The following is a 24445-nucleotide window of genomic DNA, read 5'->3' on the forward strand; positions in this document are numbered from 1 at the left end:
TTGACCGTTGGTCGGAGCGCAGGCATCGTGGTGGGTGGCTCCTGGGCTGCAGCTCGGTGTCGCAGCTGGGGCTCGGCCGTCTTCCAGCGTCGTCTCCGATCGCTTTCAACTGCGGCTCAGAAACGGGAGGGTCCTTCGATGGAGTGGTCTGGTCGTGTGTCGTCGTGCCTTTGGTCGCCGTGGTCCGGCGTGTGTCACGGGTGATCAGCTCGTCGAACCGGACGCCGCGCCGGCCAGCGCCAGTTCGGCTCGGTCGATGGGGGTCTGCTGCGTGATGGCCCGCTTGCTGAACATGAAGTCGCGAGGTCGGTTGACGCAGTCAGCGGCAATGAGTTCGCCGCCACGAAGGTAGAAGCAGGTGAAGTCGCGGTCCCTGGTCGGGTCGCCGCTGAGGACGACGTCGTCGTACCCGGTGTTGAGACCGGCGATTTGAAGCTTGAGGTCGTATTGATCTGACCAGAACCATGGAAGTGCTGCGATCTGTCTGGGCTTTCCGCAGAGCGTCGCGGCGGCGACCTTGGCTTGCTCGGCCGCGCTTGGCACGGACTCCAGTCGTATGCGGCGGCCGTAGCGGGCCATGTCGTGGCTGGCGCAGTCGCCGGCGGCGACGATGTCGTGGTCGCTGGTCCGGGTCTGGTCGTCGATCACGACGCCGTTGTCGACGGTCAGACCCGCTGCGGCGGCGAGTTCGGTGTTCGGCTGGACTCCTATGCCGACGATGACGAAGTCGGCGGGAATTGATTCGCCGTTGGCCAGGATCACGTCGCGGACCTTGCTGTCGCCGGATAGCGCCGCGACCAGGGCGCCGGTCCGGATGTTGACGCCCTCCTCGCGGTGGATCCGATCGAAGAACGCCGATACCTCGGGGGCGGTGACCCTTTCGAGAACGCGTTCGGTCGCTTCGAGCACCGTGACCTCGAGGCCGAGTGCGCGCAGCGAGGCGGCCGTCTCCAGTCCGATGTAGCCGCCGCCGACGATGACGGCTCGTCGGCTACGGCTGGTCGCCTCTTGGATCAGCTCGACGTCCGCGGCGGTGCGTAGGTAGTGCACTCCGGCCAGTTCGGCTCCTGGGATGCGGAGTCGGCGTGGGCGGGCGCCGGTGCACAGCGCGAGCTTGTCGTAGCGCAGGGTCTCGCCGGTGTTCAGGGTGACGTGTTTGGCCGTGCGGTCGATTGCCTGCACCGTCGCGTCCAGGATCCGGATTCGCTGCTTGGCGTAGAAGTCCGCGTTGCGGATTACCAGTTCATCGACCGCGCAGCTGCCCGTCAGGTAGGCCTTCGACAGCGGAGGACGCTGGTAGGGCAGCGCCGACTCTTCGCCGACGAGGACGATCTCACCGGTCCACCCTTCCTGACGCAGGCTGGCCACGAGTTGCGCCCCGGCATGGCTGGCCCCCACGATGAGGGCCCGCTGCGGTGTCACGTGTCGGACATCGGGGTCAGCCGGACCATCATCTTGCTGATACCCCGCACGAAGTTGGACTGCATGTACTCGGGTTCGCCGATGACCTCGATGTTCTCGAAGCGAGACAGCAGTTCCTCCCAGAGAATGCGCAGCTGAAGCTCCGCCAGCCGGTTGCCCATGCAGCGGTGGACTCCGAACCCGAACGAGATGTGGTTGCGGGCGTTGCCCCGGTCGACGATGAAGTCGTCGGGCCGTTCGAATACCCGCTCGTCGCGATTGCCCGAGGCGTACCACATCACGACCTTGTCGCCCTTGCGGATGAACTGCCCGTTCAACACGGTGTCGGCCTTGGCGATTCGCCGCATGTAGGCCAGCGGCGTCTGCCACCGGATTATTTCCGAGCCCATGTTGGGGATCAGGTCGGGGTTCGCCTTCAACTTCTCGAACTGGTCCGGGAACCGGTTCAGCGCAAGAACGCCGCCGCTCATCGAGTTGCGGGTCGTGTCATTGCCGCCGACGATCAGCAACACGAGGTTGCCCAAGAACTCCATCGGTCGATCGATCAGATCCTTGGTGCTCTCATTGCTCTGCAGCATGGTGATCAAGTCGAAGCCGGGTTCCTCCCCGGCAGCTGTCCGGGCGGCCTTGTCGTGCCAAAGAGCGCTGAGACCCCGCGCCATGTCCCGCATTCCGTTGAACACCTCGTCGTTGTCGGAGGGCCCGCCGTTCGCCTGCTCCATCGACGTCGCGAGATCCGACCAGTGGACGAGCTTGCGACGCTGTTCGTACGGGAAGTCCAGGAGGGTCGCCAGCATCCGAGCGGTCAGTTCGACCGAGACCTTCTGCACCCAGTCGAACGGCTCGTGCACCGGCAAATCATCGAGCACCTCCCGGACGCGCGACCGAATCAGACCCTCCATCTCACGCAGGTTCTTCGGCGCGACCACCCCTTGAACGGCGGCCCGCTGCCTGTCGTGGCGTGGCGGATCCATCGCGATGAACATCGCGATGTCGAGGAACCGAGGCGGGACACCGATGACGATGAACGGCTCGGCGGAGAAGACCTCGTGGTTCTTGTCGACGGCCACGATGTCGGCGTGACGCGTGACGGACCAGAACGGACCGAACGGGCTATCGGGCTGATAGTGGACCGGAGCCTCGTTGCGCAAACGCTCGAAGTAGGACTGCCAGCGCCCCTGCCGGTAGAGGAAGGGGTTGCTGACGTCGATGTCGGCGAGTTCCACGTCCTCCACCGGGGGGATGGGCTTCTCGACGAAGATCTTCTCTCCGTTCGTGCGGGTGAGCCATCGCCGGGCCTTGTCGTACAGGTGCGCGCCTTGGATTTGGCGCTCGATCGGAATGCTCGACTGAACTCTGTCGGTGATTGCTCCGGGAATGCTCATCACGCCTACCTACTCGTTGTCGTCACATTTGGAATTCGGGGGTGTGGAGGATCAAGCCGTCCCACGCCTCGGACACCGGCATCTGGCACGACAGCCGAGAGGTCGGCTGACGCTCGGGGTTCATCGAGAGCATCTCCTCTTCCTCGGCGCCGGAGAGGCCCACCAGCTCTGACCACTGCGGATCGACGACCACATGGCACGTGCCACACGCGGCCTCGCCGCCGCAGTCGCCGTCGATACCGGGTATCGCGTTGTTTGTCGCAACCTGCATCAGCGACTGACCTGCCTGCAGAGGCGCTTCGCGCTTCTCGCCGTCATGGGAGACGAAGGTGACAACCGACATGGCCAACTCCTCATAAGTTCGTGCTCGGTGACTTGGTGAAAGTCTCATCGAGGACGGCCGCCGCGGCTATGTTCGCAGGAGTCAGATACTTGTGATTTCGGCTCAGAGGGGCAGGCTGGTGAACCTCAACGATGCGGGTGTGCCGCCGCTGGCGTTCGTGCAGATGCTCGAGAGCGACGCGCTCGGCCCCGACGTCGTCGCGCGGCTTCGCGACGTCATGTCGCGTGAAGGTACTGACGAAGCCACCTTGATCCAGCGTGACATCCAGGCCCCATTGCGGTGGCTTCGCGAGGTCTACCCCGATCTGGACGTCGACCACGCAACCCTGCTCGGCTTCGCGTTCGCCGGGCAGGCCCAGTTGACGTCCTTCGGACCGTTGAGCGTTCCGCTGGTGAGTGCAGGCTCGGTAGCCGAGATCGTGGAGCTGCTCACCTATCTGCCGCTGATCACCGCAGCCATCAATCCACAGTTCCATCCGAATGAGGACGGCCTCACCGTTGGTCTGAGCGGACACACCGGTGATCACGCTCTGGACTGCCTGGCCGTCACCTACACCGGATCGGCGTTGCTGCGACTGATGGACATGCTCGCAGGTCGCGCGCCGACCGTCGCACTTCACGTGGGTTGGCCAGCGCCCGTCGCGCCGGCTTGCCACCGGGAAGACCCTGCGCTTGCCGGGCGCGTGTTCTTCGACGCTCCGATGTCCTATCTGCACGTCCCCGCGGACACGCTCGACGAGGTGTGCCGCTTCTCCGATCCCCTCGCATATCGACTCGCCGTCGCCGACCTGAAGCGCACACTCGACCAGCGCAGCGGCGCAACGTCCATCTCGGCGAGGGTCAGACAACTGCTGGAGAAGGACCCCGGACGGCGAAGTAGCCAATGGGTGGCAGACGAACTGTCGGTATCCACGAGCACGCTCAAGAGGCGCCTAGCCGACGAGGGGACCACCTTTCGGCAGTTGCGCCAGTCGTGTTTGCGCGAGAGCGCCATGCTGCTGTTGCTCACCCGCTCGATGTCGGCGAGTCAGATCGCCACCGAACTGGGATACGGCGACCTGACCAACTTCTCACACGCCTTCAAGCGATGGACGGGCCGCTCTCCGAGCGAGTTCCGGCTCTCACGACACTGAGCGCTCGCCTCGAAGTCAGGTCAGGACTGCGTCACCGAACCAATCGCACATGAGCAGTGCGAACTCGACGTCCAGTCGGTCATCGGCCAGGGCTCGGCCCCGGCGCTCGACCGCCCGATTCACGCGGTATTTCACCGTGTTGCCGTGAATGTGGAGGTCCACGGCCGCGGCCTTGAAGCTGCCACCGGCGCGGAGAAACATGCTCAGCGTTTCTCGCAAACGGCGATCCGATGTGCTGCTCGAAGCGAGCGGGCCGAGCACATCGTGGACCCAGGACTTCAACGTCGGGACATCGGCCACCAGCATCGAGGCGAGCGCCAAACCGGAGTCTTGGGCAGCCACGAACCGCCGAGCGGTGCCTTGAGCCGCCATCGCGACTGCGCGCGCCTGTTCAGCTTGCCGATAGGTCCGACGAAAGCCATCCAGCCCCCGAGACGGCGCACCGACCGCCATTCGCGGGCTCTCGCTGCAGGTTTGGACGAAGGTGCGCAGCTGAGATAGTGAGCTGGACGGGTCGGGGACCGTCATCCACGCGCACGCGACGAGACGGTCAATCGAGTGGTAGAGCAGTTGCTCGGCTCCAGCCGCGGAGGCCGCGTCCCGCGCGAAACGCTCCAGGGCGATGAGCTGATCGGAATCGGCGCTCGCATCCTGGTTGAGCCAGACCAGGAGGGCCATATGCGTTGCGCTCAACGGGTACCTCATGGAGTACGAGGTCTCGGTCACGTCGATGTCGCGTCCGTCCAGGATGTCGCGGATGGCTTGTTCACGCAGACTCCGCCGGTTGTCGTCCCAGTGCGCGCGCTCGACCTGGTAGGTCTCCAGCACCTGTTCAGACATCCAGTCGATGTAGCGGAACGACACACTGGTGATTTGCTCGAAGAGCGCCAGTTTCTGTTCGGGGGGCAGGTCCGCGCTTCGCAAACCAGCAATGATGAGATTGAGCCCGTGTTGATGCCCGAGCCTGTAGGCGCGTAGCAGCGCATTGACGGGGATCTCACGCTGCGCCATCCGACGCGCGTGTTCGAGGGCAGCCGTCGGCGCTTCGACGTGGTCGATCGGAATCGAGTAGCGGATGACGGACAACCAGGTGCCCACGTTCGCCGCGACGGTGTCGCTGAGCAAATCTCTGAGCTGCTGATCGGCCGTGAGTTCGGTGACCTGCTCAACGAGAAGCCGATGGATGGCCTCGGGTAGGCCCTTGACCAGGTCGCCGACGCGGCCGAGCAGGTCAGTTACTGCCGGTGCAGGGGCGCCTTCACCTGGCGACGAATCGAGCACACTAGGCACAGTAGTGGGCTCTTTGTCTCCGGGAGACAAAGTATGCCGAAAAGTTCAACGGTGTGAGACCTACCGGGCCCGCGCCCGGACTTCTAACGTGTAGCCAGGTGATCTGTTCTGCGCTGAATGGCTTGAACACTGGCGGCGAGCGTTGATCATGTCAGTCGGCTTTTGTCGTACGGCACTACGGACGAAGACCGTGTCTAGGAGGGGAAGCACATGGCCTTTCTGATCGCAGTGACTCTGCTGGCGATCGTGGCGACTGGCGTGGTGGCGTTGCGGGACCACGCGCTCCCATCACCAAGACCACTGGGCATGCTCGCTCCGCTCGACCGATTCCTTGATCATCTTGGCCATGATGCTCGGGCGCTGGCTCAAGCTAACGAGAGCCCGTCGCTCTAGGGCCGATCCACATTGCAGCGCAGGGTGTCGGGGTTCTGACGGACCGTGCGAACTGAGATGGCGCCGTCGGCAGAATTGGCTACCGCGTTGGCGAGTTCTGCACCGGGATTGGACATCGCGGCAATGTCGTCGACCTCCAGATTGGCGCTTTGGATCGACGAGGCCGTCTCGCTGGACAGGTCCGGCAGTCAGATCTGATGTTGATCCAACGCGTTGCGCGTATTCCGTTCTCGAAGTTTAGACTCTGAGTCTAACCAACGTCTCTCGTCGCGGTAGGAGGTCTCCGTGGTCGCCGTTGTCGCCGTGCAGAGCTGTGAACACCAGGTGGCCTTCGGCCGGGTCGTCCCCTTCTGCCTGGGTGGGGTGCTGGCGCGGATGGGGGCTCGGATCGTCTCCTATGCGTTGCTGGACGGGGTGCCCGACGGGGAGGTCGGTCTGGAGTCTGCGCGGCGGCTGCGTTCCGGGCCGATCCGGGGTTTCGCATCGCTGCCCATCACGTCGGCCGCTCCGGTCTAGCCCGTGCCCCTCTTCGACGACCTCGACGATCCGTCCAATCCCGCGCCGGCAGCCCGCAATCTCACCGGAGGCCAGAAGTGGACGCTGGTGGTGTCGTGCCTGTCCGTGGCACTGGTCATCGGTTCGATGGCGGCGCTGTACACCTCCCTGCCCGACATCGCGGCCCAAACCGGTGCGACGCAAAGCCAATTGACGTGGGTCGTGGACGGCTACACCCTGGTCTTGGCGGGCTTGGTCCTGCCCGCGGGCGCCGTCGGTGACCGTTTCGGTCGCCGGCTGGTCCTGATCCTGGGACTGTTCGTCTTCGCCGCGGCGTCGCTCATCCCGTTGATCGTCGCGGACCCGTGGTGGCTCATTTCGGCGCGAGCCATCGCCGGACTGGGCGCCGCGTTGGTGATGCCGTCGACGTTGTCGCTGTTGACCGCCGGATTTCCCGAGCATCAACGCGGCCGCGCGGTGGGGGTTTGGGCCGGTGTCGCCGCATCGGGTGCCGTCGTCGGCGTCTTGTGCTCCGGGGCACTGCTGGAGGTGTGGACGTGGAGGGCGATCTTCGTCGGTCTCGCGGTGGCGGGGCTGGCGTTGATGATCGCCGCACTCACCCTCCCCAAGGTCGTCCAGGAAACCCATCCGCCCCTGGACTACGTCGGGTCGCTGTGCATCGCTGCTGCCGTTGGTGTCATCGTCGTCGCCGTCACCGAGGCACCCTTGCGCGGTTGGACCGACGGGTGGGTGCTGGGGCTGTTCGCCGCCGGCGTCGTGGGGTCGGCGGTGTTCGTAATCGTGGAGCTGCGGCGCGAGCACCCGCTGCTGGACCTGCGGCTCTTCGCCGACCGGGGTTTCGGCAACGGCGCATTGTCCCTGGTCCTGCAGTTCCTGGTCATCTTCGGTGGCTTCTTCCTGCTGGTGCAGTATCTGCAGCTCGTTGCCGGGTTCGCGCCGTTTCAGTCGGCGCTGGCACTCACGCCGCTGATCGTCCCGATCGTGATCATCTCGCTGATCGCACCGCGGCTGGCGGAGCGGTACGGACTGCGCCTGGTTACCGCGCCGGGCATGCTGCTCATCGCCGTCGGCCCTCTACTTCGTCAGCCGCCTCGGCGTCGACGCCGCCTACTCCGACTTCCTGTGGCCCTTGTTGGCCATGGGCTCCGGGCTGGGTCTGGTCACCGCGCCCGCGACGACCGCCATCGTCGCCGCGACGCCGGTGGAGAAACACGGTGTCGCCGCCGCAGTCAACGACGCGAGCCGCGAACTCGGTGCCGCCATCGGCGTGGCCATCGCCGGCAGCGTGCTGGCCGCCGGATACACCAGTCGCATTCAGCCCGTGCTTCCCACGGTGCCACCGGCCGTGCGCGAGCCGGTTTCGGATTCCTTGGCTGCCGCACTGCAGGTCGCCGATCGTTCCGGTGCCTCCGGTCAGCCCCTCGCCGACATCGCCCGAGACGCGTTCGCGCACGGCAACAGCCAAGCCGCCCTGGCGCTTTCGGCGATCACCACCGTCAGCGCCGTCATCCTTGGGATCTGGGCGCCCGGCCGCCCGCCCACTGCCGCACGGTGCCGCCCACCTACCGAGACGCCCGCCGCAGACACCTCTACAGAATCGAGCATCCCGTGAGTGAGGCGCTGAGCCTTGAGCCGCAGCAGTTGCCGCCGCACACTCCCACCTGCATGGGGTGCGGCCCCGACAACCCCCACGGCCTGCAGATGGAAGTGTTCCGATCCGGACAGCAGGTCTATACCGACCTGGTCTTCGACGAACGGCACGGCGGGGCACCGGGACTCGCCCACGGAGGTGCCATCGCCGCGGCGTGCGACGACTTGTTCGGCTTCACCCTGTGGATCGTCGGAACCCCGGCGGTCACCCGCAACCTGGCCATCGGATACGTCCTACCGGTGCCGTTGCATCACCCCCACCGCATCGTCGCGCGCGTCGACAGCCGCGAGGGGCGAGCCCTGCACGTCAGTGCGACCGGGACCGGGCAGGACGGCATCGTGCGCTTCACGGCCACGGCGATGTTCGTCGCCGTGGACGTCGAGCACTTCGCCGCGCACGGCGACCTCGGCGCGTTCGGCGACATGCTCGAGCGGTTCGCCCAGGCACGCTCATCGACGACCAATGACAGAGAAGGCGAGGACTGATAGACGATGGTGACCACGACCTTCACGCGCTTCGACGCGCAGATCGCCGACCAGTTGCTCCACGCGGCGAACACGGCGGGCGGACTGTCGACGTTCCTCAATTTTCGACACACGGAACTCACCGCGGGTCGGCTGGTGGCGGAGATGGACACCCGCGAGGACCTGCTAACCCCGTTCGGCAACCTGCACGGCGGATGTCTGTCCGCGATGGTCGACCACTGCCTCGGGGTGGTGTTCTACCCCGTCATACCGGCGGGCTCGTGGGTCGCCACCACCGAGTTCAAGCTGAACCTGCTCAGACCCGTGTCCAGCGGGGTGTGCGTCGCCGTCACCGACATCGTGTCGCTGGGCAGGCGCAGCGGGGTGGCGCGCATCGACATCACCAACGGCGACAAGGCCGTGTGCGCCGCGCAGGGCACCGTCACGATCGTGAGCACCGCAGGCAACGCATCGTGACCTCGATCGTGCAGCATCGGGTCTGGACCGGAGACGGCATTACCCTGGCCGCGGATCACTACCCCCACGACGGCGATCGTCCCGTCGTGCTGCTCCTGCACGGCGGCGGTCAGAACCGGCACGCGTGGAGCACCTCGGCACGGCGGCTCCATTCGAGCGGTTACTCCGTGGTGGCCTATGACACCCGCGGTCACGGCGACAGCGACTGGGATCCGGCCGGGCGCTACGACGTCGAGCGACTCGCCACCGACCTACTTGCCGTCCGTGACCACTTCAGCGCCGACGCCCCGCCAGCCGTCGTCGGCGCATCGCTGGGGGGAATGACCGCCCTGGGCGCGCACCTGCTCGCATCCGGGGCGTCGTGGGCGGCGGTGATCCTGGTCGACGTCACCCCGCGGTTGGAGTTCGAGGGTGCCCGTCGTGTCGTGACGTTCATGGCCGCCCACCCCGACGGCTTCGCCACCCTCGACGAGGCCGCCGAGGTGATCGCCGCCTACAACCCGCATCGCGCGCGCCCCGACAACCTCGACGGCCTGCACAAGGTGCTTCGGCAGCGTCCCGACGGTCGCTGGGTGTGGCGATGGGACCCGGCGTTCGTCCACTCCAACTTCGACTTCCTGCGCGACGGCGCGGCCGCGGGCACCGAGCAGTTCGACGCGATCAGCCACTTGCTGATTGACGGAGCCCGACGCGTCACCGCCCCAACACTTCTCGTCCGCGGGCTGCTGTCCGACGTGGTCTCCCAGGCCACCGTCGAGGAGTTCACCCAACTGGTCCCCCACGCCGAAACCGTCGACGTGTCCGGCACCGGTCACATGATCGCCGGGGACGACAACGACGCCTTCACCGCAGCGGTCACCGACTTCCTCGACCGCTGCACTCTCTAGACCGCGCCACTGCACCGCTCGGGCACGCTGCCCACGCCGCGGCGACGCGGCCAGTTCGGTGACGTGTTCAGTCTGTAGAGTTTCTGCGCCGTCGGCTGGCTACGTGTCCAAAATCGGTGCCGCATTTCCTATTTCGCCGCGAATCACTCATCCGACATGTCGAGCGGTGGTGGACTACCACCACTACGTCAGCTTCGAGAAGCTCTTCCACGCGACAGTTCCCGGCCCGCTGTCAGCAGCCGAGTTCCCCTCCGGCGGCGACGATGATCTCAACGGCGGCCGGTACTGATATCGCCAAGTCCTTCGAGACCATCTCAATGGCGTCAGAGGATGGATGTCCGCTGTGGGTCAGCTGACATACCTTGTAGCCCTCGGTGAGCAGTTGTTGAGCTGTCAGATACGCCAACCTGCTCTGAAGTCGCTGGAGGTAGCCGGCCTCATCGGCGACCGCAGTGGGCGCGGTCGCGACCCCGATGCCCACAGCGATGGCCAGCAGGGCTACATGGACGGCTCGTGGACGCCGGTTCCGCCGCAGAGACGTCCGCGTCGACCCCACACGGACATCGCCTGCTGCGGTAGGTCGGGACGAGTAGGCGCAGGCAACGCGGTCGTTCATGAGGTCCGTTTTCATGGGGCGGTGGGGCGGTGGGGCCACCAGCTGGCCTCGCGGAGCAGGACGGCAATGGCGGGGACGGTGAGGGTGCGCACGACGAAGGTGTCCAGCAGCAGACCGCAGCCGATGATGAATCCGGCCTGGATCATGATGGCGATGGAGCCGACCATCAGGCCCAACATGCTGACCGCGAAGATGATGCCGGCCGAGGTGATCACCGACCCGGTGCTGGCCACGGTGCGTAGGACCCCGACGCGGATGTTGCGGGTGGATTCCTCCTTGAGCCGCGACACCAGGAGCATGTTGTAGTCGGCGCCCACCGCGACCAGGATGATGAACGCCAATAGCGGTACGGGCCAAGCGATTTCACCACCGAGTCCCCACTGGAAGACCAAGACTCCGATGCCCAGCGAGGCAGTGTAGTTGAGCACCACGGTGCCCAGCAGGTAGAGCGGGGCGAGCAGTGCGCGCAGCAGCAGCACCAGGATCAGGCCCACGATGAGCAGGGTGGAGGCGGCCAGCTGGATGAAGTCGGCGGTCAGGAGGCGCTGAATGTCGGAGTTGACCGCCGGGAACCCGGCAACCGAGATACGGGCTTGCGCCAGGGAGGTGTTGGGTCTGGCTGCCCCGGCGACGGCGACCATCTGGTGGGACAAGTCCATGGCCTCGGCGCTGTAGGGGTCGTTGCTGGATTCGACGAGGAATCGGGCGGTCTTGCCGTCGCGGGAGAGGAACTGTTTGGCGACGTCGGCGAACTGGCGGTTCTCGAAGGCGTTGGGGGGCAGGAAGAAGCCGCTGGAGGTGTCGGAGCCGGTGCTGGCGCGCGCCGAGTTCTGCAGCTGGGTGGCGATCTGGCTCATCCCGCTGAGCATTTCGATGTTGCTGTCGGCCAGGGTGTGCACGCCGGTGGCCAGGGCTTGGGCGCCCGAGGCGAGTTGGCCGATGCCGTCTTGGAGTCGGCGGACGTTGCCGGCCAGGTTGGCGGGGTCACCGAGCGCGCCGAACGCCTTGTCCAGCGAGGTGACTGCGGTCTGGACGTCGGCCAGGGTATCGGCCACGGATGCGTTCTGGCCGACGGTGTCGCCGAGCCCGGCGACCTGTGTGAAGAACCCGGCGTTGCGTAGCGTCGTGAGGACTTGGACTTGGTCGCGGATTTGTGCGCATTGCGGTGTGGTCGCGCACCACGGCGAGGTGTTCAGGGCGCCCACCAGGGGGTCGATCGTGGCGATGGCGCCGTCGGCCTGTTCGGCGAGTGGGCGCAGTCCAGGGCCAGAACGCAGGGCCTGGTCGACGGCAGGTGCGGTGGCCGAGAGTTGCTTCAACAGGGGCCGGAACTGGTCCACCTGTTGTCCGGCGGTCTGGGCCTGGTCGAGAATTCCCGTCAGTGGCGTCAGGGCGGTCCGCAGCGTGGTGTCGAGTTGGGCGAGGCCGCCGGCGAGTTGGTCCGCGCCGCCGGTGAGCTTGGCCAGGTCGTCCTTGCGGGCGTTGCCGTCGTCCACCGCGCCGGCCATCTTGTCGCCGATTTGTCCGTTCTGCCAACCAAGTTGGGCTTGCTCCAGGCGTGTTCCCGCGGGGCGGGTGACCCCGGAGACCTTCGTCACCCCTGGGACTTGCGCGATGCGCGACGCCATCTCGTCGAGGTCGGCCAGCCCCTTGCCGGTGCGCATGTCAGTGGGGGACTCCACGACGAGGAATTCGGAGATGACGACGTCCTTGCGAAAGTGCCGGTCCAACAGCTGGTACCCCTGGTTGCTGGCGGTGGTGTCGGGTTGTCCTTTGCGGTCGTCGTAGCTCAACGTGATCGTCGTGGCGACCGCTGAGAAAGCCAGCAGGATGACCAGGCTGACGAGCAGCAGCGGGACTGGCTTGCGCACTACGGCCACGGCTACCGAGTTCCAGTAGCGGCGCGTGCGGTCGGACTTGGGTTCGCCGATACCGCGTTTCGCGGCCAGGGACAGCACCGGCGGCAACAGTGTCACGGTCGCCACGAAGCCGACCAGCACCGCCACCGCGCAGGCCGGTCCCATCCCGGCGAACACGCTCAAGTTGGCGAACACCATCGCGGCGAACGCCAACGCGACCGTGGCGGCCGAGGCCAAGATGACGCGACCGATGCTGGCGGTCGCGTGCTCCACCGCCTGATCGGGGGCGACCTGCGCCCGGCGCTGTTCGTGGTAACGGCTGATGAGAAAGACGGTGTAATCGGTGCCGGCGCCTAACAGGATCGCCGTCATGAAGGCCACGGTGAACTGCGACACCGGCATACCCAACTCACCCAGCGCGGAGAGCACCCCCCGCCCCACAGCCAGACTGAGGCCGATCACCAGCAGTGGCAACAGCGCGGTGAACACCGACCGGTAGACGATGAGCAGGATCAACGCGATCAAACCCGCGGTGGCGATGGAGATGAACAGCAGATCGTGTTCGGCCTCGGCGATCTGATCGCTGAACGTCGACGGCGGACCGGTCACCCGCACCGTCGTCGACGAACCGTCGAACACCTGGGCGACTATGGCGCGGACCGCGGTAACCGACTCGGCGGCAGCGGGGTCACCGAGCGTGCCGGCCACCCCGACCGGCAGATACCAGGCCTTGCCGTCCTGGCTAAGCGCCTGAGCAGCGGTCACCGGATCGGCCAGCAGGTCCTGAACCAGCAGCACGTGCTCGGTGTCGGCACGCAACCGCGACACCAGATCGGTATAGCGTTCCCGCGCCGACGGCGTCATCCCCTCCGGGTCCTCCATCGCCACGAACAACATGGTCTTGGAGCCCTGCTCGCCGAAGGCCTCGCTCATCCGGTCGATGGTCTGAAAGGACGCCACGTCGCGGGGGATCAGCTGGACGGATTGTTTCTGCACCACCGTTTCCAGTTGCGGGAACAGCAGGGCCAGGACCACCGCCAGTCCGACCCAGGCGCCGATCACCAACGCCTTGTGTCGCACGGTGAATCGGGCCAACGCGCCGAGGCGCTCGCTGTACTCCCCGGAGGTCTTGGCAGCCGAAATGGTGCGTTCACGCACCCGGGTGGCGGCGGCGTCGGGCGGGTCCGCGTCGTGGCCGTCGACGCTCAAGGGCGCACCGCAGGGCGCTCGGAAACCAGGTCATCCTCGGGCATGTCGTGGCGCACGACGCGGACCCGGCCACCGGGTAGACAAGCCATGTAACCGTGGCGCTTGCCGTACAACTCCCACGCCGCGAAGCACTCGTCGGCGGCCACGGTGAAGCCGTAGCCGTTGGAGAACTCGACGTGCAGAGTGCCGTCGTCCTCGCAGGTGGCGAGCGTGCAGACGCTACCGGCGAAGTTCAACAACGGGCGCTGGTGATTCGGTACGTCGTTCGGGTCGACCATCACGTCTTCGGCCGGATGTGCCCCCACCGCAGGAAGCGACAAGCGCAGGGGTCGGGTAACGACCAGCTCGTTGTAGTCGGCCATGGTGAGCACCAGGCCGCCGACCAAGCTGACGCGTTGAACCCCGCAGGCTTGGATCCACTGGGTGATCACGAGACCCCTCTCCGCCGATTCGATACTCAACGATACCATTGGTATCGCTACGCTACTAACAGTAGCGTTCGCGTTGCGTCGGGGCGGATCGGTTCGGCGTTAGCTCTCGTCGCGGACGATCAATGCGATGCTGCGTTCCAGGCGGAGTGCGACGTCGTCGGCGGAGGTGGCTTGCCGGACCCAGGCGATCAGGCTGGCCAACCAGATGTTGCCGATGAGGGCGGCGACCCGGTGGTGTCTCGGGCTCGGTTCCCCGCCGGCGATCGCGAGCCCGATCAGGTGCTCGATCGCCGCCTCGGCGTGGTCCACCTCGGCGCTCGCGCTTCCGTCGGCGACGACGAACGCGCGGGTCACCGCCTCGGTCAGCGCTGGCCTGGCGCGCCATTCCTGACAGAGGCGAGCATTCAGCTGGCCCACCCGCAGCCGCGGCGACCCCGCCGTGACGGTCCAATCCCGTTCAGCACCAATACGTTCGAACTCACGGGCCAATACCGCGACCAGCACGCGCGGCTTAGACGGATAGAACCGGTACAGGGTGCCTACGGCAATCCCGGCGCCTTCGGCGACCGTGCGCATCTTCACCGCGTCGTATCCACCGCCCGTCGCGATCATTGCAGCGCAGTCCAGGATGGTCTCACGCTTGCGGGCCGCCTCAGCGAAGCGATCTTCGGTGATCGATCCGGTCGTCGTCATCGGAAATCCGTGGCCTTTCGAGGGGCGGGTCGTCGCACGCGCAACCGATGTCGGCGCGCCCGCCGTAGGCCGGAGGATGGGCGGTATCGCTACGCTACTGTTGGTACCATAACTGGATGCGAGTCGGAATGGCCGGACAACGGGTGCGGCGTTGAGCCACGCCGCACCGCCCGAGGATGACGACCCCGATCCCCGTCGGGCCCGATCGCGAACACGGCTGCTCGACGCGGCAGCACATCTACTCAGTACCGGCGGAGTCGAGGCTGTCACGATCGAGGCCGTCACCAAGGCCTCGAAGGTCGCGCGAACCACCCTCTACCGGCATTTCAGCAGTTCCTCCCATCTTCTCGCCGCCACCTTCGAGCGACTCTTGCCCCAAGTCACCCCGCCGCTTCCGAGCTCGGTTCCCTTACGAGACCAGCTGATCGAACTGCTCACACGTCAGGCAACCTTGTTCGCCGAGGCGCCCCTTCACCTCACCACCCTCGCCTGGGTCTCACTAGGGCCTTTGTCGCCAGATGGTAAAGACGCGGGCCACACGCAGTCACTGCGAAAAAGGGTCGTCGACCAATACCGCCAACCGTTCGACACCATCCTGCAGAGCCCCCAAGCGCGCGACGAACTCGACGACTTCGACGTCGAACTCGCCATGTGCCAACTCGTCGGACCACTCGCCTTCGCACGCATGACCGGACTCCACACCATGAGCCGGCACCACTGCGAACACATCGTCGATGACTTCCTGACGGCGCATCAACGCGTTGGCCCCGCGGCGCACGCATCATCCTCGTAGAGGAAGAAAGCATGGTGAAATTCGATAACCAGAAACTCCTCGAGTAGCGCCCACGTCCGGGTTGACGATGTCCTTCATCGGGACGCCAGTCTTGCCTTGGCCGTCGCGCCGGGGGTCGACGAGTCGTCCATGCGTGTATGGGCGGTACAAATGACGCGATCACGGCCGACGGTGCGGGCTGGCCCATGGATCGCCGCAACTCGACGAGATCCTTCTGAATCTGCTCGGCGACCACCTGCAGCCGACGTCTTACACGTTCGCCTTGCGTAGGCTGGACCCTGATATGACGCTTCACGGCCAGGATGTCCTGCACCGACTACCACCAGCGCCGATGCTGGCGACGGCTGGTCCGCCGCCCGGTGGAGACGGCTGGGTCGTCGAGCCGAAGTTTGACGGGGCGCGGTGTATCGCTCGCGTTGACTCTGGCCGGGCGGAGCTATTCAGTCGGCAGGCCACGAATTTGTCATTGTTTTTTCCTGAGGTGGCGACGGGATGCTCGACTCTCGGCCAACGTGACGCCCTGCTGGATGGCGAGATCATCGTCTTGGACGCCGGCACGCGGCCCAACTTTCAACTGCTACAACGTCGACTGAGTAGTCCGAGGCCGCGCGCCACGCTGCAGCGTCGTCTTCCCGCGCGTCTTCTCGTCTTCGATGTGCTCCACCTCGATGGACAGGACTTGACGCACCAGCCTTACCGTGTGCGTCGGAACATCCTCGAAGGACTCGGCCTCGATCGGCTGGCTCCCGAGCTAGCGACCTCACCGGCTTGGTTCGGTCTCGATGGACGCGACGTCCTGCGTGCCATGGTGAGCGCCGGGATGGAAGGCGTTGTCTGCAAGGCCATTGATTCCCAGTATCAGGTTGGCCGGCGCAGCCGGCAGTGGGTCAAGACGCCCTACCGTTGTAGCGGTCAGTTCGTAGTCGGTGGTTTCGTTGCCTCGAGCGAGACCTCAGTCGGTGCCGTCCTGGTCGGTGCGTATGACGCGGCTGGCGATCTTTCCTACTGCGGCACCGTCAGTGTCGGTTTCAGCCATCGCGCACGCCGAAGTTTGTACCTAGGCCTGTCGAGCATCGAGCGAGGCACCTCACCGTTTAGCACCGCCAGTCTTGTGGAGCGCGGCGGACGGGTGCGTTGGGTCCACCCTCGCGTGGTGGGTCGGATCGAGTACCGCGAGTTCACCGGGAGACTTCGTCACCCCGCGTGGAAGGGTGTCCTGAACGTCGACGCGTTCACCGTTCGCCTACCGGACTGCTAACGGCAGTCCGAGCCTCACTGCGTTTTGTTGAGCGCGGTGATTAGCTCTCTGTTGGCGGCGCGGGCGGCATCGAGTTCTGCTTCGCGCTGTTCCAGTTGGCGTTGCAAAGCAACGTTGCGTTGTTCGAGTCCGGTGACTTGTCGTTGAAGCTCGTCGATGTCTGGTGCTGCGCCGAGGCCTGATTCGAGCCATGCCTGCTGGCCGAGGGTCTCGGACAGCTTGCGTTCCAGCTGCCGATTCTGGGCGGCCATCCGTGCGATGCGTTGTTGGGCGTTGACTAGGTCGGCCCGTAGTGATGCGTTTGTCACTGACACCCCGGACTGCTCGGGCGTCGGTGTGGCTTGGGAGGTATGGATGTTGGCGAGAAGATCGGGGTGCCGGTAGAGGAAGCTTCGGTCGACACCGGCTGCGCGGGCGATGGACGCGACGCTGACGGCGTGGCCTTGGTCCCGGGCGCGGTCCAGTGCTTTTTTGACGCGTTCACGGCGGCGGTGTGAATCAGCCCGGCGGCCGGTGATTAGCGCTTCGGTCATCGTCAAGCCGTTCTGTCGGGACGGATGGTGGACGGAGGCTGCCGGACGCTCGGCATGTTGAGGCGCACGACGCCGTTTCGGGCTCGCCGCACCACACCGACGGCCTCCTCGATCTGTGTGCGATCCGCCTCGGAGAGGTCGTCGACATCGGCTTTGATGCGTGCGATGAGGCGGCGGATCCGGGTGACCTCCTCGTCGGACGGCAGCGCCTCGCTTCTAGCCCACTCGTCTGCGTCGAGGAAGCTAAGCAGCTTCTCGCGTGTCCGCAGCAGGCTGGCGAGATAGCCTTCTAGATCGGGCAGGTAAGACACGTCGGTGCTGAAGTGGGCGCATCCCACGCAGCGGAACCGAACTGGGCAGTCATTGCCTCCAGCGGCGACATTGGCTGGCTCGCTGCACATTCCATAGGGTACGGCGACCTCTCCGACTGCCCTCCGAAGATGTTCAGAGTCCAACAATTTCTTAGCGATGCTCCAAGTCCGATTGCCGTGCCGATCGAACTGCATGGCCGTCACCCGGTCGACCGCATTGCGACGCCGTTGCTCACCGACGCGGTAGTAACCCTGGGTCGTGACGAGATTGAGGTGGTCCATCAGTTCGCGCAGGACGTCGACGGGCACACCGGCGTCGGCATGGCGTTGGGCGTAGGTGTGGCGGTACGCGTAGGGGAACATGCGGCTCTTGTCGAACGGCATCGGCTCGGGCGCCTTGCCGTCGATTGTCGTCACTTTCGGCACCAGAACCTCGGGCAGGGAATCGACCCATTTCCGGTGTCGTGCTCCGACGGTTTCATCGCGCATGCCCTTGGCGCCGTACGGGTTCTTGATCGATGTCGGTAGCAACTTCAGCTCCCCAGCTGGCGTGTCCGGAAAGCGCTGGCGCACCCGCTGCTGCTGCCGTTCGATGACGGCGAGCGTCGCGGCCCCTATCGGTAGCCGGCGCTGCAAGCGGTTGGCCTTGCGGTTGTCGTAGATCAGCACCGCGTCGCCGCCGCCGTCGCGGCTGATGCAGTCAAATGCCAGTTCGCAGATCTCCTCCGGGCGGCGGCCCGTGTCGATCATCAACTCGACGGCCACCCGCACTTCAGTGCCCGCTTGAACCTCGAGTCCATCAAGGTGCTGACACAGGTGTCGGACCACCTCCACGGGTAAGTCTCGGCCAGCGGCCTGCTCATCGGGCTCATCAGGGATGTCTCCCTCGGCGATTGAGAAGTCGTCGGGCAGGCCGTGCAGTGGTTGGCCAATGCGGGTAACGCCAATGGCGCGCATCTGGTTCAGGGTGCGGCGCAGTTCGCGGACCGCACGCGCACGCAACTTGCCGGTAATCTGGCCACCAGATTCCAAGAAGGCCATCCGGTTCAGGAATGCCGTGATGTCGCTGCGACTCAGCAGGTGCAGATCGTCACCGCTGTCGCCGCGCTGAAGGTGGAGACTCTCGCTGAGTAGTACCAGGTAATTGATTCTGGTTTGGCACTGGCTCTTACCGCCTTTACCGCGACGGCGCGGCAGGTCGTTGTATACCTCGACCTTTGCCGCGGCACGCAGCCACGATTGGGAGATCGATCCGAACCTCAGCGTTCCTGGGTGACCGAAGACGGCAAGATCCCAGACATCCTTCGCCGCCTCCATCTCGGGCGTCGTGCGCCACCTGCGGGCACTGGTCACGAACTTGCGATGCAGCTTGGCCACTTCGTAGGTGAGCTGGCCTGCATCCGCGTCATCGATGGTGGCAACTTGCTGACTTCGCAACTGGCGAGCCAGCATTCGGAAGTGCGACACATCGAGACGAACCCCTTCGGCGACGTGTTGTTGCAACCCGTAGAGCAACTCTGCGACTACCCGGTCCGGCAGCCCACGAAGAGTGACCTCTCCCCGCACGGTGATCGCCGGCTGGATACGCCGGAACTTCTCCTCGTCACTCACACTGATCGCAGTCCCACCAACGTATTCACGCCACCGGGCGGCGTGCGCTGGGCAGTACGAGTTACTACTCGACACGCGTTCCCGCGTACAGGCACCCACCCCGCACTCACCGAAGGTGACAACCACGTCGAGGTCTGGCTGGTTGATGAAATCTTCAACCGCCATGTGGCGCCTCTTGCGGGCACGCTCATGGGCACCGCACAGACCCGTCCCGGTTCGCGCGGTCCTCTCGCAGGTCTTGACCCCGCATGGATCGTCGCTGAATCGACGATGACGAACGCGTGGCACCTGGACGAAGTCAGCTAGAGGGGGAAGTTCGAGTTGCTTCCAGCGCAGATTGCATGCAGCACACAAACCTTCGGATATCAGCATCTTCTGGTCACAATCGGGAACGACGCACTCCCGCCAGCCGAGCACGGCATGGTCACGAGGGAACCACAGAACGCGATCATCGCCGGACCAGTTCACCGACGTCAGGAATAGCTGCGAAACCGCGTTCCACAGCTCGGCACTGGTCGCACCGTCTGCGTCTGTCTCGGCAGCAGCGGCGCGATGCGCAGCGATTGTCACTTTCCTCGCGCCGTCTCGCGTGGCGAGCCGACGCGGTTCACTGCGGCCCTAAGACGGTCGGCTGAAGGATGTAGGTAGGGCTGGGACGAAGTCGGGCTCGAATGGCCCATCAGCGTCTGGATCTCGTCGAGCAGCGCTCCAGAATCGGCCAGGTTGCTCCCAAAGGCATGACGACCCTGGTGTGGAGTCACCGTCCGCGCGAGACCTGCTCGGCGAGACAATGCCTCGAAGAGTTCGTTAAATGCTCCTGGCTGCATCGGCGCCCCCAGCGGCGCCCGGAAAAGGTTGACCAGCATGTAGTCGCAATCTGCGGCCGCCGGTTGTTCGTCACGCTCCAACAGGTACAAATCCACGCTTCGCACGACCAGGAAGTCAAGCGGCACCGCGCGGGGGCGCCGCGACTTCGCCCAAGCCCCGTTCGCATTCTGTCGGCGAACGACATGCAGATGCGCTCCGGCGACTGAACAGTCGTGAACGGCGTTGTCGGGCAACATGTGCAAGTCTGAGCGACGCAACCCGGCAGCCTCCCCACGCCGCAATCCCACGCGTGACAGCAACAGCACGATTAGCCTGTCTCTGGCCGAGCGGCATGCTTCCATCAACGCAATGATCTCTTCGTTCGTCGCGCGGTCGACTGCCGTCCTAGGCTCACTCATTCGATGGCGGGCCCGCAGCCGATATCGCAGACTCGAATCTTCACCGCGAGCCTCCATCGGAAGATCCCGTGAGTCACCCATCTCGTAGATCTGGTCCATCACCGACGCCGGCACTTGCTTCGTGACCACCGCGAACGCGAGGAATCCACGCACGGCGACCAGGATGCGATTGATCCGTCCGACACTTCTAACGGCCTCGGTACCCGGACCAGGTATGAGGCGCGATCCAGTCGCAGGCTGATACCTCAGCCAGGTGATGAACAACCCCAAGTCGCCTGCAGCACTACGCCAGTCACGGCCTGTAGTAAAGCACCACCGAAGGAATAGCGAGACACTCTCGGCATATGCCTTCGAAGTGGACTCGGCACGATCACGGCCGAACCTAAGCTCTGTCAGGAATTGGTGCGCAACCGGATGCACCTCGTACTGATCATCGATCACAGTCCAGTAGCGGTCACCAGATGGCATCCGAACAAGAAATGCACGCATATGCGCCCAATCAACGATCACATTCACGACTCACCACAAACTCAACACCCCCGGAGAATCACTTCCAAGCACATTTGCGCCGTGTCGCGTGCAACGGGTCACCACACCTGTCGAAGCCCGAGAGAACGTCACGCGAACCTTCCCGGAACTCGGGGGCGTCGCCGAGTCGGTTGGGCGACGGTCGATGATTTTGGATGGGGAAATCGTCGCCCTGGACGCTCGGGGGCGGCCGTCGTTCACCCGTCTGCAGCGACGATGGCCGCAGCACCGTCGGCCCGATGCGGCGCTGCTGCGTGAGGTGCCCGTGCGCGTCATGGGCTTCGACGTCCTCGAATTCGAGGGGCGAAGTCTCACCGCGCGACCGTGGCACGAGCGCCGCGCGATCTTGGAGACTGTGTCGGTCGTCGACCGGTCGCCGGTGCTCACCGTGCCGCGCGCGTTCACCGACGTGTCGCCCGCCGACATGTTGGCCGTGGCAGCCTCACACGGGATGGAGGGCGTGGTCATCAAACGTGTTGACTCGCCCTATGTTTCGGGTCGGTCCGGATTGTGGACGAAAGTGCCCGTGAGGTTGACTGCCGAGCTGGTGATTGTTGGGTTCTGGTGCGCTGCAGGACCTGGCGGCGCGAGCGCAGTCGGTTCCTTGCTCCTGGCCGGCCACGACGACGCGGGCCGCCTGGTTGCTGTCGGCCAAGTCGGCACCGGATTCAGCTCCTCCATGCGCCGGTATCTGTTCGGCTTGCTAAGCCCCCTACGTTGCCCGAACACGCCCTTGGCGTTGCCGGTGGAAGCGACCGGTGTGCGCTGGGTGATGCCGACCCAAGTCGGTGAAGTTGCCTACCGCGAGTACGTCCCGGGCCTGTGGTTACGTCATACCAGCTGGAAGGGGCTGCGCGACAAATTGGCTGGTGACATTTGCGTCCCTGCGGCCTCCGGGGCGGTGTAGGGCCGCACTGCATCCCGCGCTGGCGTGGCGCTCAGCTCAGCGCGGGATCCAGGATGTCGGCCAACGCGTCGTCCCCGCGGGCTGCAAGAGGGCGTTCGACGTCGTCCGGTTGACAGTGCAGCGCCGCAGTGGAGACACGACGACTGGCTGGACGACCCTGTCGCTCCCCGACGCGACAATGGGTCGATGAGTGATGACGGCAACGGCGGTTTACAGGTCCGCCAGACCCCCCGCGCGCGGAATGGCGACTTCCATGTCTCCGACTTCACGACCATGGTGCGGGTCGCCGGGCGGCCAGCGGCGGTGCGTGTCTACACCGCCGCCGAGCTGGACGAAGCTGCACAGTACGCCGCCGCCGTGGGGGGACAAGCCATGTCGTTGCCCCTTGCGCCACCCGCCGGTTACACCGTTGGTGGCAACGGGTCCCTTGTCCCGGTTGCCACTCATGGTGGTTACAACGATGCTATCGACCCCGAGGAATCGGCGTCGACGACAACCTGATGGAACCACTTGGCGATGTCGGAGATCAGGTGCGTCCGGCCTGGCGCATTGGTGAAGAAGTAGTCGCTCATCTTCTCGTGGGCGCCCTGATTGTCGGCCACCGCACCGGTGACGGCGTCATCGAAATCCGGTGATTCGACGAACTGCCTGGGGGAGTTGACCTTTGCCTGCTGAACGAGCGAGACGTCGTCGAGCAGCGTCCGCAGGAGCGCTTCGAGAAATGACACCTTCTGCGACTCCGTGAAGTCTTCGGACCCAAACAAATCGTTGAGTCGATCCAGCACCTGCTGGAACGCGACCATCTTTGGATCGCGCTTCTCACCGGATCCGGCGGCGGTGACGCCGGACAGTCCGACCCGTGCGCCGAGACCGATATTGACCCTGCCTCGGTCGACCTGCTTGACCTGTTTGAGGACGACATCCGACAGATCGATAGGGGAGGTGTAGTTCTCGGGCTGGATCACCCGCTCCAGGTTGCGAAGGTAAATCTGCTTCTTCTCCAGCTCCGGGTCGCCGTAGTTGATGATCTGAGACATGAAGTCGTATAGGCGGACGAACGACCCGACGTCCTTGCGGAACATGTCGAGTTCGGCGAGCGCGGGCTTGTCGCCCTCGCCGCCGTTGTCGATCAGCGCCGCCTGGTAGCGCTTGGCGAACCGTTCCTTGCCGAGGTCGACCGCCGCGGAGAGCTTGCCGTGGTGGCCCCTGATGTGGGCGTCGGCGCACAGCTCGACCTCGGCGTGGGTGTAGATGGCGGAGGTGTCGAGCTTGGCCGACAAGTCGTGCACCAGGTCCGGGTCGGTCTCGGTCTCCAGGTAAGCATCGGTGAAGTACGGCTCGAACGCCTCGCGGATCGCGTCCGGTTCGTTGACGAAGTCCACGGCCTGGGTCGTCGCAGCGGTCTTCGGGATGCCCGACGGGGTGCGGTACGTCCGGTTCAGGCGTGAAAGGGTCTGCACCGCTGTAACACCGGAGAGGACTCGGTCGACGTACATCGCGCACAGCAGCGGCTGATCGAACCCGGTCTGAAACTTATTGGCCACAATCATCACCCGGTACTGATCACCGCGGAACGCGGTACGCAGATCATGCACGCCCGGGTTCATCGTGGCTTCGGTGAAGTCGACGGGGCCCGATTCTGGGTCGTGAACGCTTCCGGAGAACGCGACCAAGGTGCCGTAGCCGTACCCCTTGCTCTTCACGAATTTGTCGATGGCCAGCTTGAAGCGCACCGCAGCCTTGCGGGAGTCGGCAACCACCATCGCCTTGGCGTGACCGTCGAGCAGGTCGGCGACGTTGGTACGGAAGTGCTCGACGATGATCGCCGCCTTCTGCGAGATCGTCTGCGGGTTGATCTTCACCCACCGCATGACTTCCTTGGTGGCCTGGGACTGGTCCACTTCAGTGCTGCTGCCAGCGTTCTGCGCGATCTGAAACGCCAGCTTGAACGAGTGGTAGCCGGTCAGCACGTCCAGGATGTAGCCCTCGGCAATGGCCTGCTTCATCGTGTACACGTGGAACGGCGCTGGGTTGCCGCCGTCAGCCGGGGGCCGCCCGAACAACTCCAGGGTCTTGCCCTTGGGGGTGGCGGTGAAGGCGAAGTAGGAGATGGTCGTCGACTCCGCGCGTTCGGTGGCCTCAGCTGCCAGCACCGCTTCGATGTCGATCTCGCCGCCGTTCTCGATGTCGTCGATCTCCGCGGCCGTCAGCACCGCCTTGAGCTGTCCGGCGATCTGCCCGGGCCGGCTTCGGTGATTTCCTGTTTGGCGCATCGGGTGGCGTTGTCCATGTTGCTTGCGGGATTGATGGATTCGCGTAATCGCCTCAGGTGGTGCCATCGTGCGAATTGTTCGATGGGTGTGTGGATGGCCGGCGTGGGTTTTAATGTCGCGAGTTACCACTGGTTATCGGCAGTATCAAGTTTGGTCGAAATGTGCTGCTGCCTCTGGTGGCGTGTCAAGAACTGAACGAATGAATGAACCCTTGGCCGCACTGTAGGCCTCGGGGTC

22 protein-coding genes and 1 pseudogene are annotated in these 24445 nt (G+C 65.0%); 11 read left to right on the forward strand and 12 right to left on the reverse strand.

Annotated features, from left to right (window positions below; all coding sequences use genetic code 11):
* Positions 1-204: 204 nt before the first annotated feature.
* Genes B1790_RS19605 through B1790_RS19615 form a run of 3 tightly spaced genes read right to left on the reverse strand, consistent with a single transcriptional unit; the run spans position 205 to position 3150 of the window.
* Positions 205-1422, reverse strand: a complete 1218-nt coding sequence (locus B1790_RS19605) for an NAD(P)/FAD-dependent oxidoreductase (protein ID WP_079924942.1) — start codon at positions 1420-1422, stop codon at positions 205-207.
* Entirely contained in the window at positions 1419-2807 is a 1389-nt protein-coding gene (locus B1790_RS19610; protein WP_079924943.1) for a cytochrome P450, read from the reverse strand. Before B1790_RS19610 ends, B1790_RS19605 begins: the two co-directional genes overlap by 4 nt.
* Positions 2808-2829: 22 nt before the next feature.
* Entirely contained in the window at positions 2830-3150 is a 321-nt protein-coding gene (locus B1790_RS19615) for a 2Fe-2S iron-sulfur cluster-binding protein (protein WP_079924944.1), read from the reverse strand.
* Positions 3151-3268: 118 nt separating this feature from the next.
* Here B1790_RS19615 and B1790_RS19620 point away from each other — a divergent pair, with 118 nt between their 5' ends.
* Entirely contained in the window at positions 3269-4282 is a 1014-nt protein-coding gene (locus B1790_RS19620) for an AraC family transcriptional regulator (RefSeq protein ID WP_079924945.1), read from the forward strand.
* Between the two features lie 15 nt (positions 4283-4297).
* On the opposite strand, the gene B1790_RS19625 is transcribed toward B1790_RS19620, so the two are convergent.
* Positions 4298-5563 carry a CdaR family transcriptional regulator gene (locus tag B1790_RS19625; protein ID WP_079924946.1) on the reverse strand — a complete coding sequence of 422 codons (1266 nt, stop codon included), beginning with the start codon at positions 5561-5563 and terminating at the stop codon, positions 4298-4300.
* Between the two features lie 219 nt (positions 5564-5782).
* Here B1790_RS19625 and B1790_RS34350 point away from each other — a divergent pair, with 219 nt between their 5' ends.
* The 6 genes and pseudogenes from B1790_RS34350 (at position 5783) to B1790_RS19650 (ending at position 9960) form a co-directional block, all read left to right on the forward strand.
* Positions 5783-5965 (forward strand): hypothetical protein, encoded by a 183-nt coding sequence (locus B1790_RS34350; protein WP_142271403.1) that lies wholly within the window; start codon positions 5783-5785, stop codon positions 5963-5965.
* 285 nt (positions 5966-6250) lie between these two features.
* Positions 6251-6481: a hypothetical protein gene (locus B1790_RS19630; RefSeq protein WP_079924947.1), complete on the forward strand. Its 231-nt coding sequence runs from the start codon at positions 6251-6253 to the stop codon at positions 6479-6481.
* Between the two features lie 126 nt (positions 6482-6607).
* A pseudogene (locus B1790_RS19635) lies at positions 6608-8093 on the forward strand (MFS transporter).
* 89 nt (positions 8094-8182) lie between these two features.
* A complete protein-coding gene (locus tag B1790_RS19640; RefSeq protein ID WP_233165217.1) occupies positions 8183-8617 on the forward strand; it encodes a PaaI family thioesterase in 435 nt (144 codons plus the stop codon).
* 6 nt (positions 8618-8623) lie between these two features.
* On the forward strand, positions 8624-9073 hold the full coding sequence (locus B1790_RS19645) for a PaaI family thioesterase (RefSeq protein WP_079924949.1): 450 nt from the start codon (positions 8624-8626) through the stop codon (positions 9071-9073).
* Entirely contained in the window at positions 9070-9960 is an 891-nt protein-coding gene (locus B1790_RS19650; protein ID WP_079924950.1) for an alpha/beta fold hydrolase, read from the forward strand. The genes B1790_RS19645 and B1790_RS19650 overlap by 4 nt, the downstream gene beginning before the upstream one ends.
* Before the next feature lie 232 nt (positions 9961-10192).
* Here B1790_RS19650 and B1790_RS34355 read toward each other — a convergent pair whose 3' ends face one another.
* The 4 genes from B1790_RS34355 to B1790_RS19670 all read right to left on the reverse strand — a co-directional run bounded on the left by B1790_RS34355 (position 10193) and on the right by B1790_RS19670 (position 14768).
* Entirely contained in the window at positions 10193-10576 is a 384-nt protein-coding gene (locus tag B1790_RS34355) for a DUF732 domain-containing protein (RefSeq protein WP_158083846.1), read from the reverse strand.
* Between the two features lie 11 nt (positions 10577-10587).
* Complete coding sequence (locus tag B1790_RS19660) at positions 10588-13593, reverse strand: RND family transporter (RefSeq protein ID WP_079924989.1); 3006 nt, start codon at positions 13591-13593, stop codon at positions 10588-10590.
* Between the two features lie 47 nt (positions 13594-13640).
* Entirely contained in the window at positions 13641-14075 is a 435-nt protein-coding gene (locus tag B1790_RS19665) for a DUF6188 family protein (protein WP_079924951.1), read from the reverse strand.
* A gap of 99 nt (positions 14076-14174) precedes the next feature.
* The gene (locus tag B1790_RS19670) at positions 14175-14768 is read right to left on the reverse strand and encodes a TetR family transcriptional regulator (protein ID WP_079924952.1); all 594 of its coding nucleotides are present in this window, start codon (positions 14766-14768) and stop codon (positions 14175-14177) included.
* Positions 14769-14919: 151 nt separating this feature from the next.
* On the opposite strand from B1790_RS19670, the gene B1790_RS19675 reads away from it, so the two are divergent.
* Complete coding sequence (locus B1790_RS19675; RefSeq protein ID WP_079924953.1) at positions 14920-15561, forward strand: TetR/AcrR family transcriptional regulator; 642 nt, start codon at positions 14920-14922, stop codon at positions 15559-15561.
* A gap of 331 nt (positions 15562-15892) precedes the next feature.
* Complete coding sequence (locus tag B1790_RS19680; protein ID WP_233165218.1) at positions 15893-16819, forward strand: hypothetical protein; 927 nt, start codon at positions 15893-15895, stop codon at positions 16817-16819.
* 14 nt (positions 16820-16833) lie between these two features.
* Here the strand turns inward: B1790_RS19680 and B1790_RS19685 are convergent, their stop codons facing one another.
* The 3 genes from B1790_RS19685 to B1790_RS19695 are packed head-to-tail and all read right to left on the reverse strand — an operon-like array spanning position 16834 to position 21016.
* A complete protein-coding gene (locus tag B1790_RS19685) occupies positions 16834-17352 on the reverse strand; it encodes a DUF6262 family protein (RefSeq protein WP_079924955.1) in 519 nt (172 codons plus the stop codon).
* Positions 17353-17354: 2 nt separating this feature from the next.
* Positions 17355-19844 carry a tyrosine-type recombinase/integrase gene (locus B1790_RS35370; protein ID WP_233165210.1) on the reverse strand — a complete coding sequence of 830 codons (2490 nt, stop codon included), beginning with the start codon at positions 19842-19844 and terminating at the stop codon, positions 17355-17357.
* On the reverse strand, positions 19841-21016 hold the full coding sequence (locus B1790_RS19695; protein ID WP_369832381.1) for a tyrosine-type recombinase/integrase: 1176 nt from the start codon (positions 21014-21016) through the stop codon (positions 19841-19843). Before B1790_RS19695 ends, B1790_RS35370 begins: the two co-directional genes overlap by 4 nt.
* Before the next feature lie 61 nt (positions 21017-21077).
* Here B1790_RS19695 and B1790_RS19700 point away from each other — a divergent pair, with 61 nt between their 5' ends.
* Together B1790_RS19700 and B1790_RS19705 are read left to right on the forward strand one after the other, a co-directional pair.
* Positions 21078-21935: an RNA ligase family protein gene (locus tag B1790_RS19700; RefSeq protein WP_233165211.1), complete on the forward strand. Its 858-nt coding sequence runs from the start codon at positions 21078-21080 to the stop codon at positions 21933-21935.
* 186 nt (positions 21936-22121) lie between these two features.
* Positions 22122-22436, forward strand: coding sequence for a hypothetical protein (locus tag B1790_RS19705; RefSeq protein ID WP_079924958.1), 315 nt, complete (start codon positions 22122-22124; stop codon positions 22434-22436).
* Here the strand turns inward: B1790_RS19705 and B1790_RS19710 are convergent.
* The gene (locus tag B1790_RS19710) at positions 22388-24337 is read right to left on the reverse strand and encodes a hypothetical protein (protein WP_233165212.1); all 1950 of its coding nucleotides are present in this window, start codon (positions 24335-24337) and stop codon (positions 22388-22390) included. The two genes, B1790_RS19705 and B1790_RS19710, sit on opposite strands and share 49 nt — an antisense overlap.
* Positions 24338-24445: the final 108 nt, after the last annotated feature.

It is taken from the genome of Mycobacterium sp. AT1 (assembly GCF_002043095.1).
Classification (GTDB): domain Bacteria; phylum Actinomycetota; class Actinomycetes; order Mycobacteriales; family Mycobacteriaceae; genus Mycobacterium.

What these genes read in the sequence shown, in the direction of transcription:
- B1790_RS19645 (WP_079924949.1), top strand. Translation starts at nt 8,624, where the DNA reads ATGGTGACCACGACCTTCACGCGCTTCGACGCGCAGATCGCCGACCAG.
- B1790_RS19640 (WP_233165217.1), top strand. Translation starts at nt 8,183, where the DNA reads ATGGAAGTGTTCCGATCCGGACAGCAGGTCTATACCGACCTGGTCTTC.
- B1790_RS19610 (WP_079924943.1), bottom strand. Translation starts at nt 2,807, where the DNA reads ATGAGCATTCCCGGAGCAATCACCGACAGAGTTCAGTCGAGCATTCCG.
- B1790_RS19705 (WP_079924958.1), top strand. Translation starts at nt 22,122, where the DNA reads ATGAGTGATGACGGCAACGGCGGTTTACAGGTCCGCCAGACCCCCCGC.
- B1790_RS19680 (WP_233165218.1), top strand. Translation starts at nt 15,893, where the DNA reads ATGCTGGCGACGGCTGGTCCGCCGCCCGGTGGAGACGGCTGGGTCGTC.
- B1790_RS34355 (WP_158083846.1), bottom strand. Translation starts at nt 10,576, where the DNA reads ATGAACGACCGCGTTGCCTGCGCCTACTCGTCCCGACCTACCGCAGCA.
- B1790_RS19670 (WP_079924952.1), bottom strand. Translation starts at nt 14,768, where the DNA reads ATGACGACGACCGGATCGATCACCGAAGATCGCTTCGCTGAGGCGGCC.
- B1790_RS19615 (WP_079924944.1), bottom strand. Translation starts at nt 3,150, where the DNA reads ATGTCGGTTGTCACCTTCGTCTCCCATGACGGCGAGAAGCGCGAAGCG.
- B1790_RS19685 (WP_079924955.1), bottom strand. Translation starts at nt 17,352, where the DNA reads ATGACCGAAGCGCTAATCACCGGCCGCCGGGCTGATTCACACCGCCGC.
- B1790_RS34350 (WP_142271403.1), top strand. Translation starts at nt 5,783, where the DNA reads ATGGCCTTTCTGATCGCAGTGACTCTGCTGGCGATCGTGGCGACTGGC.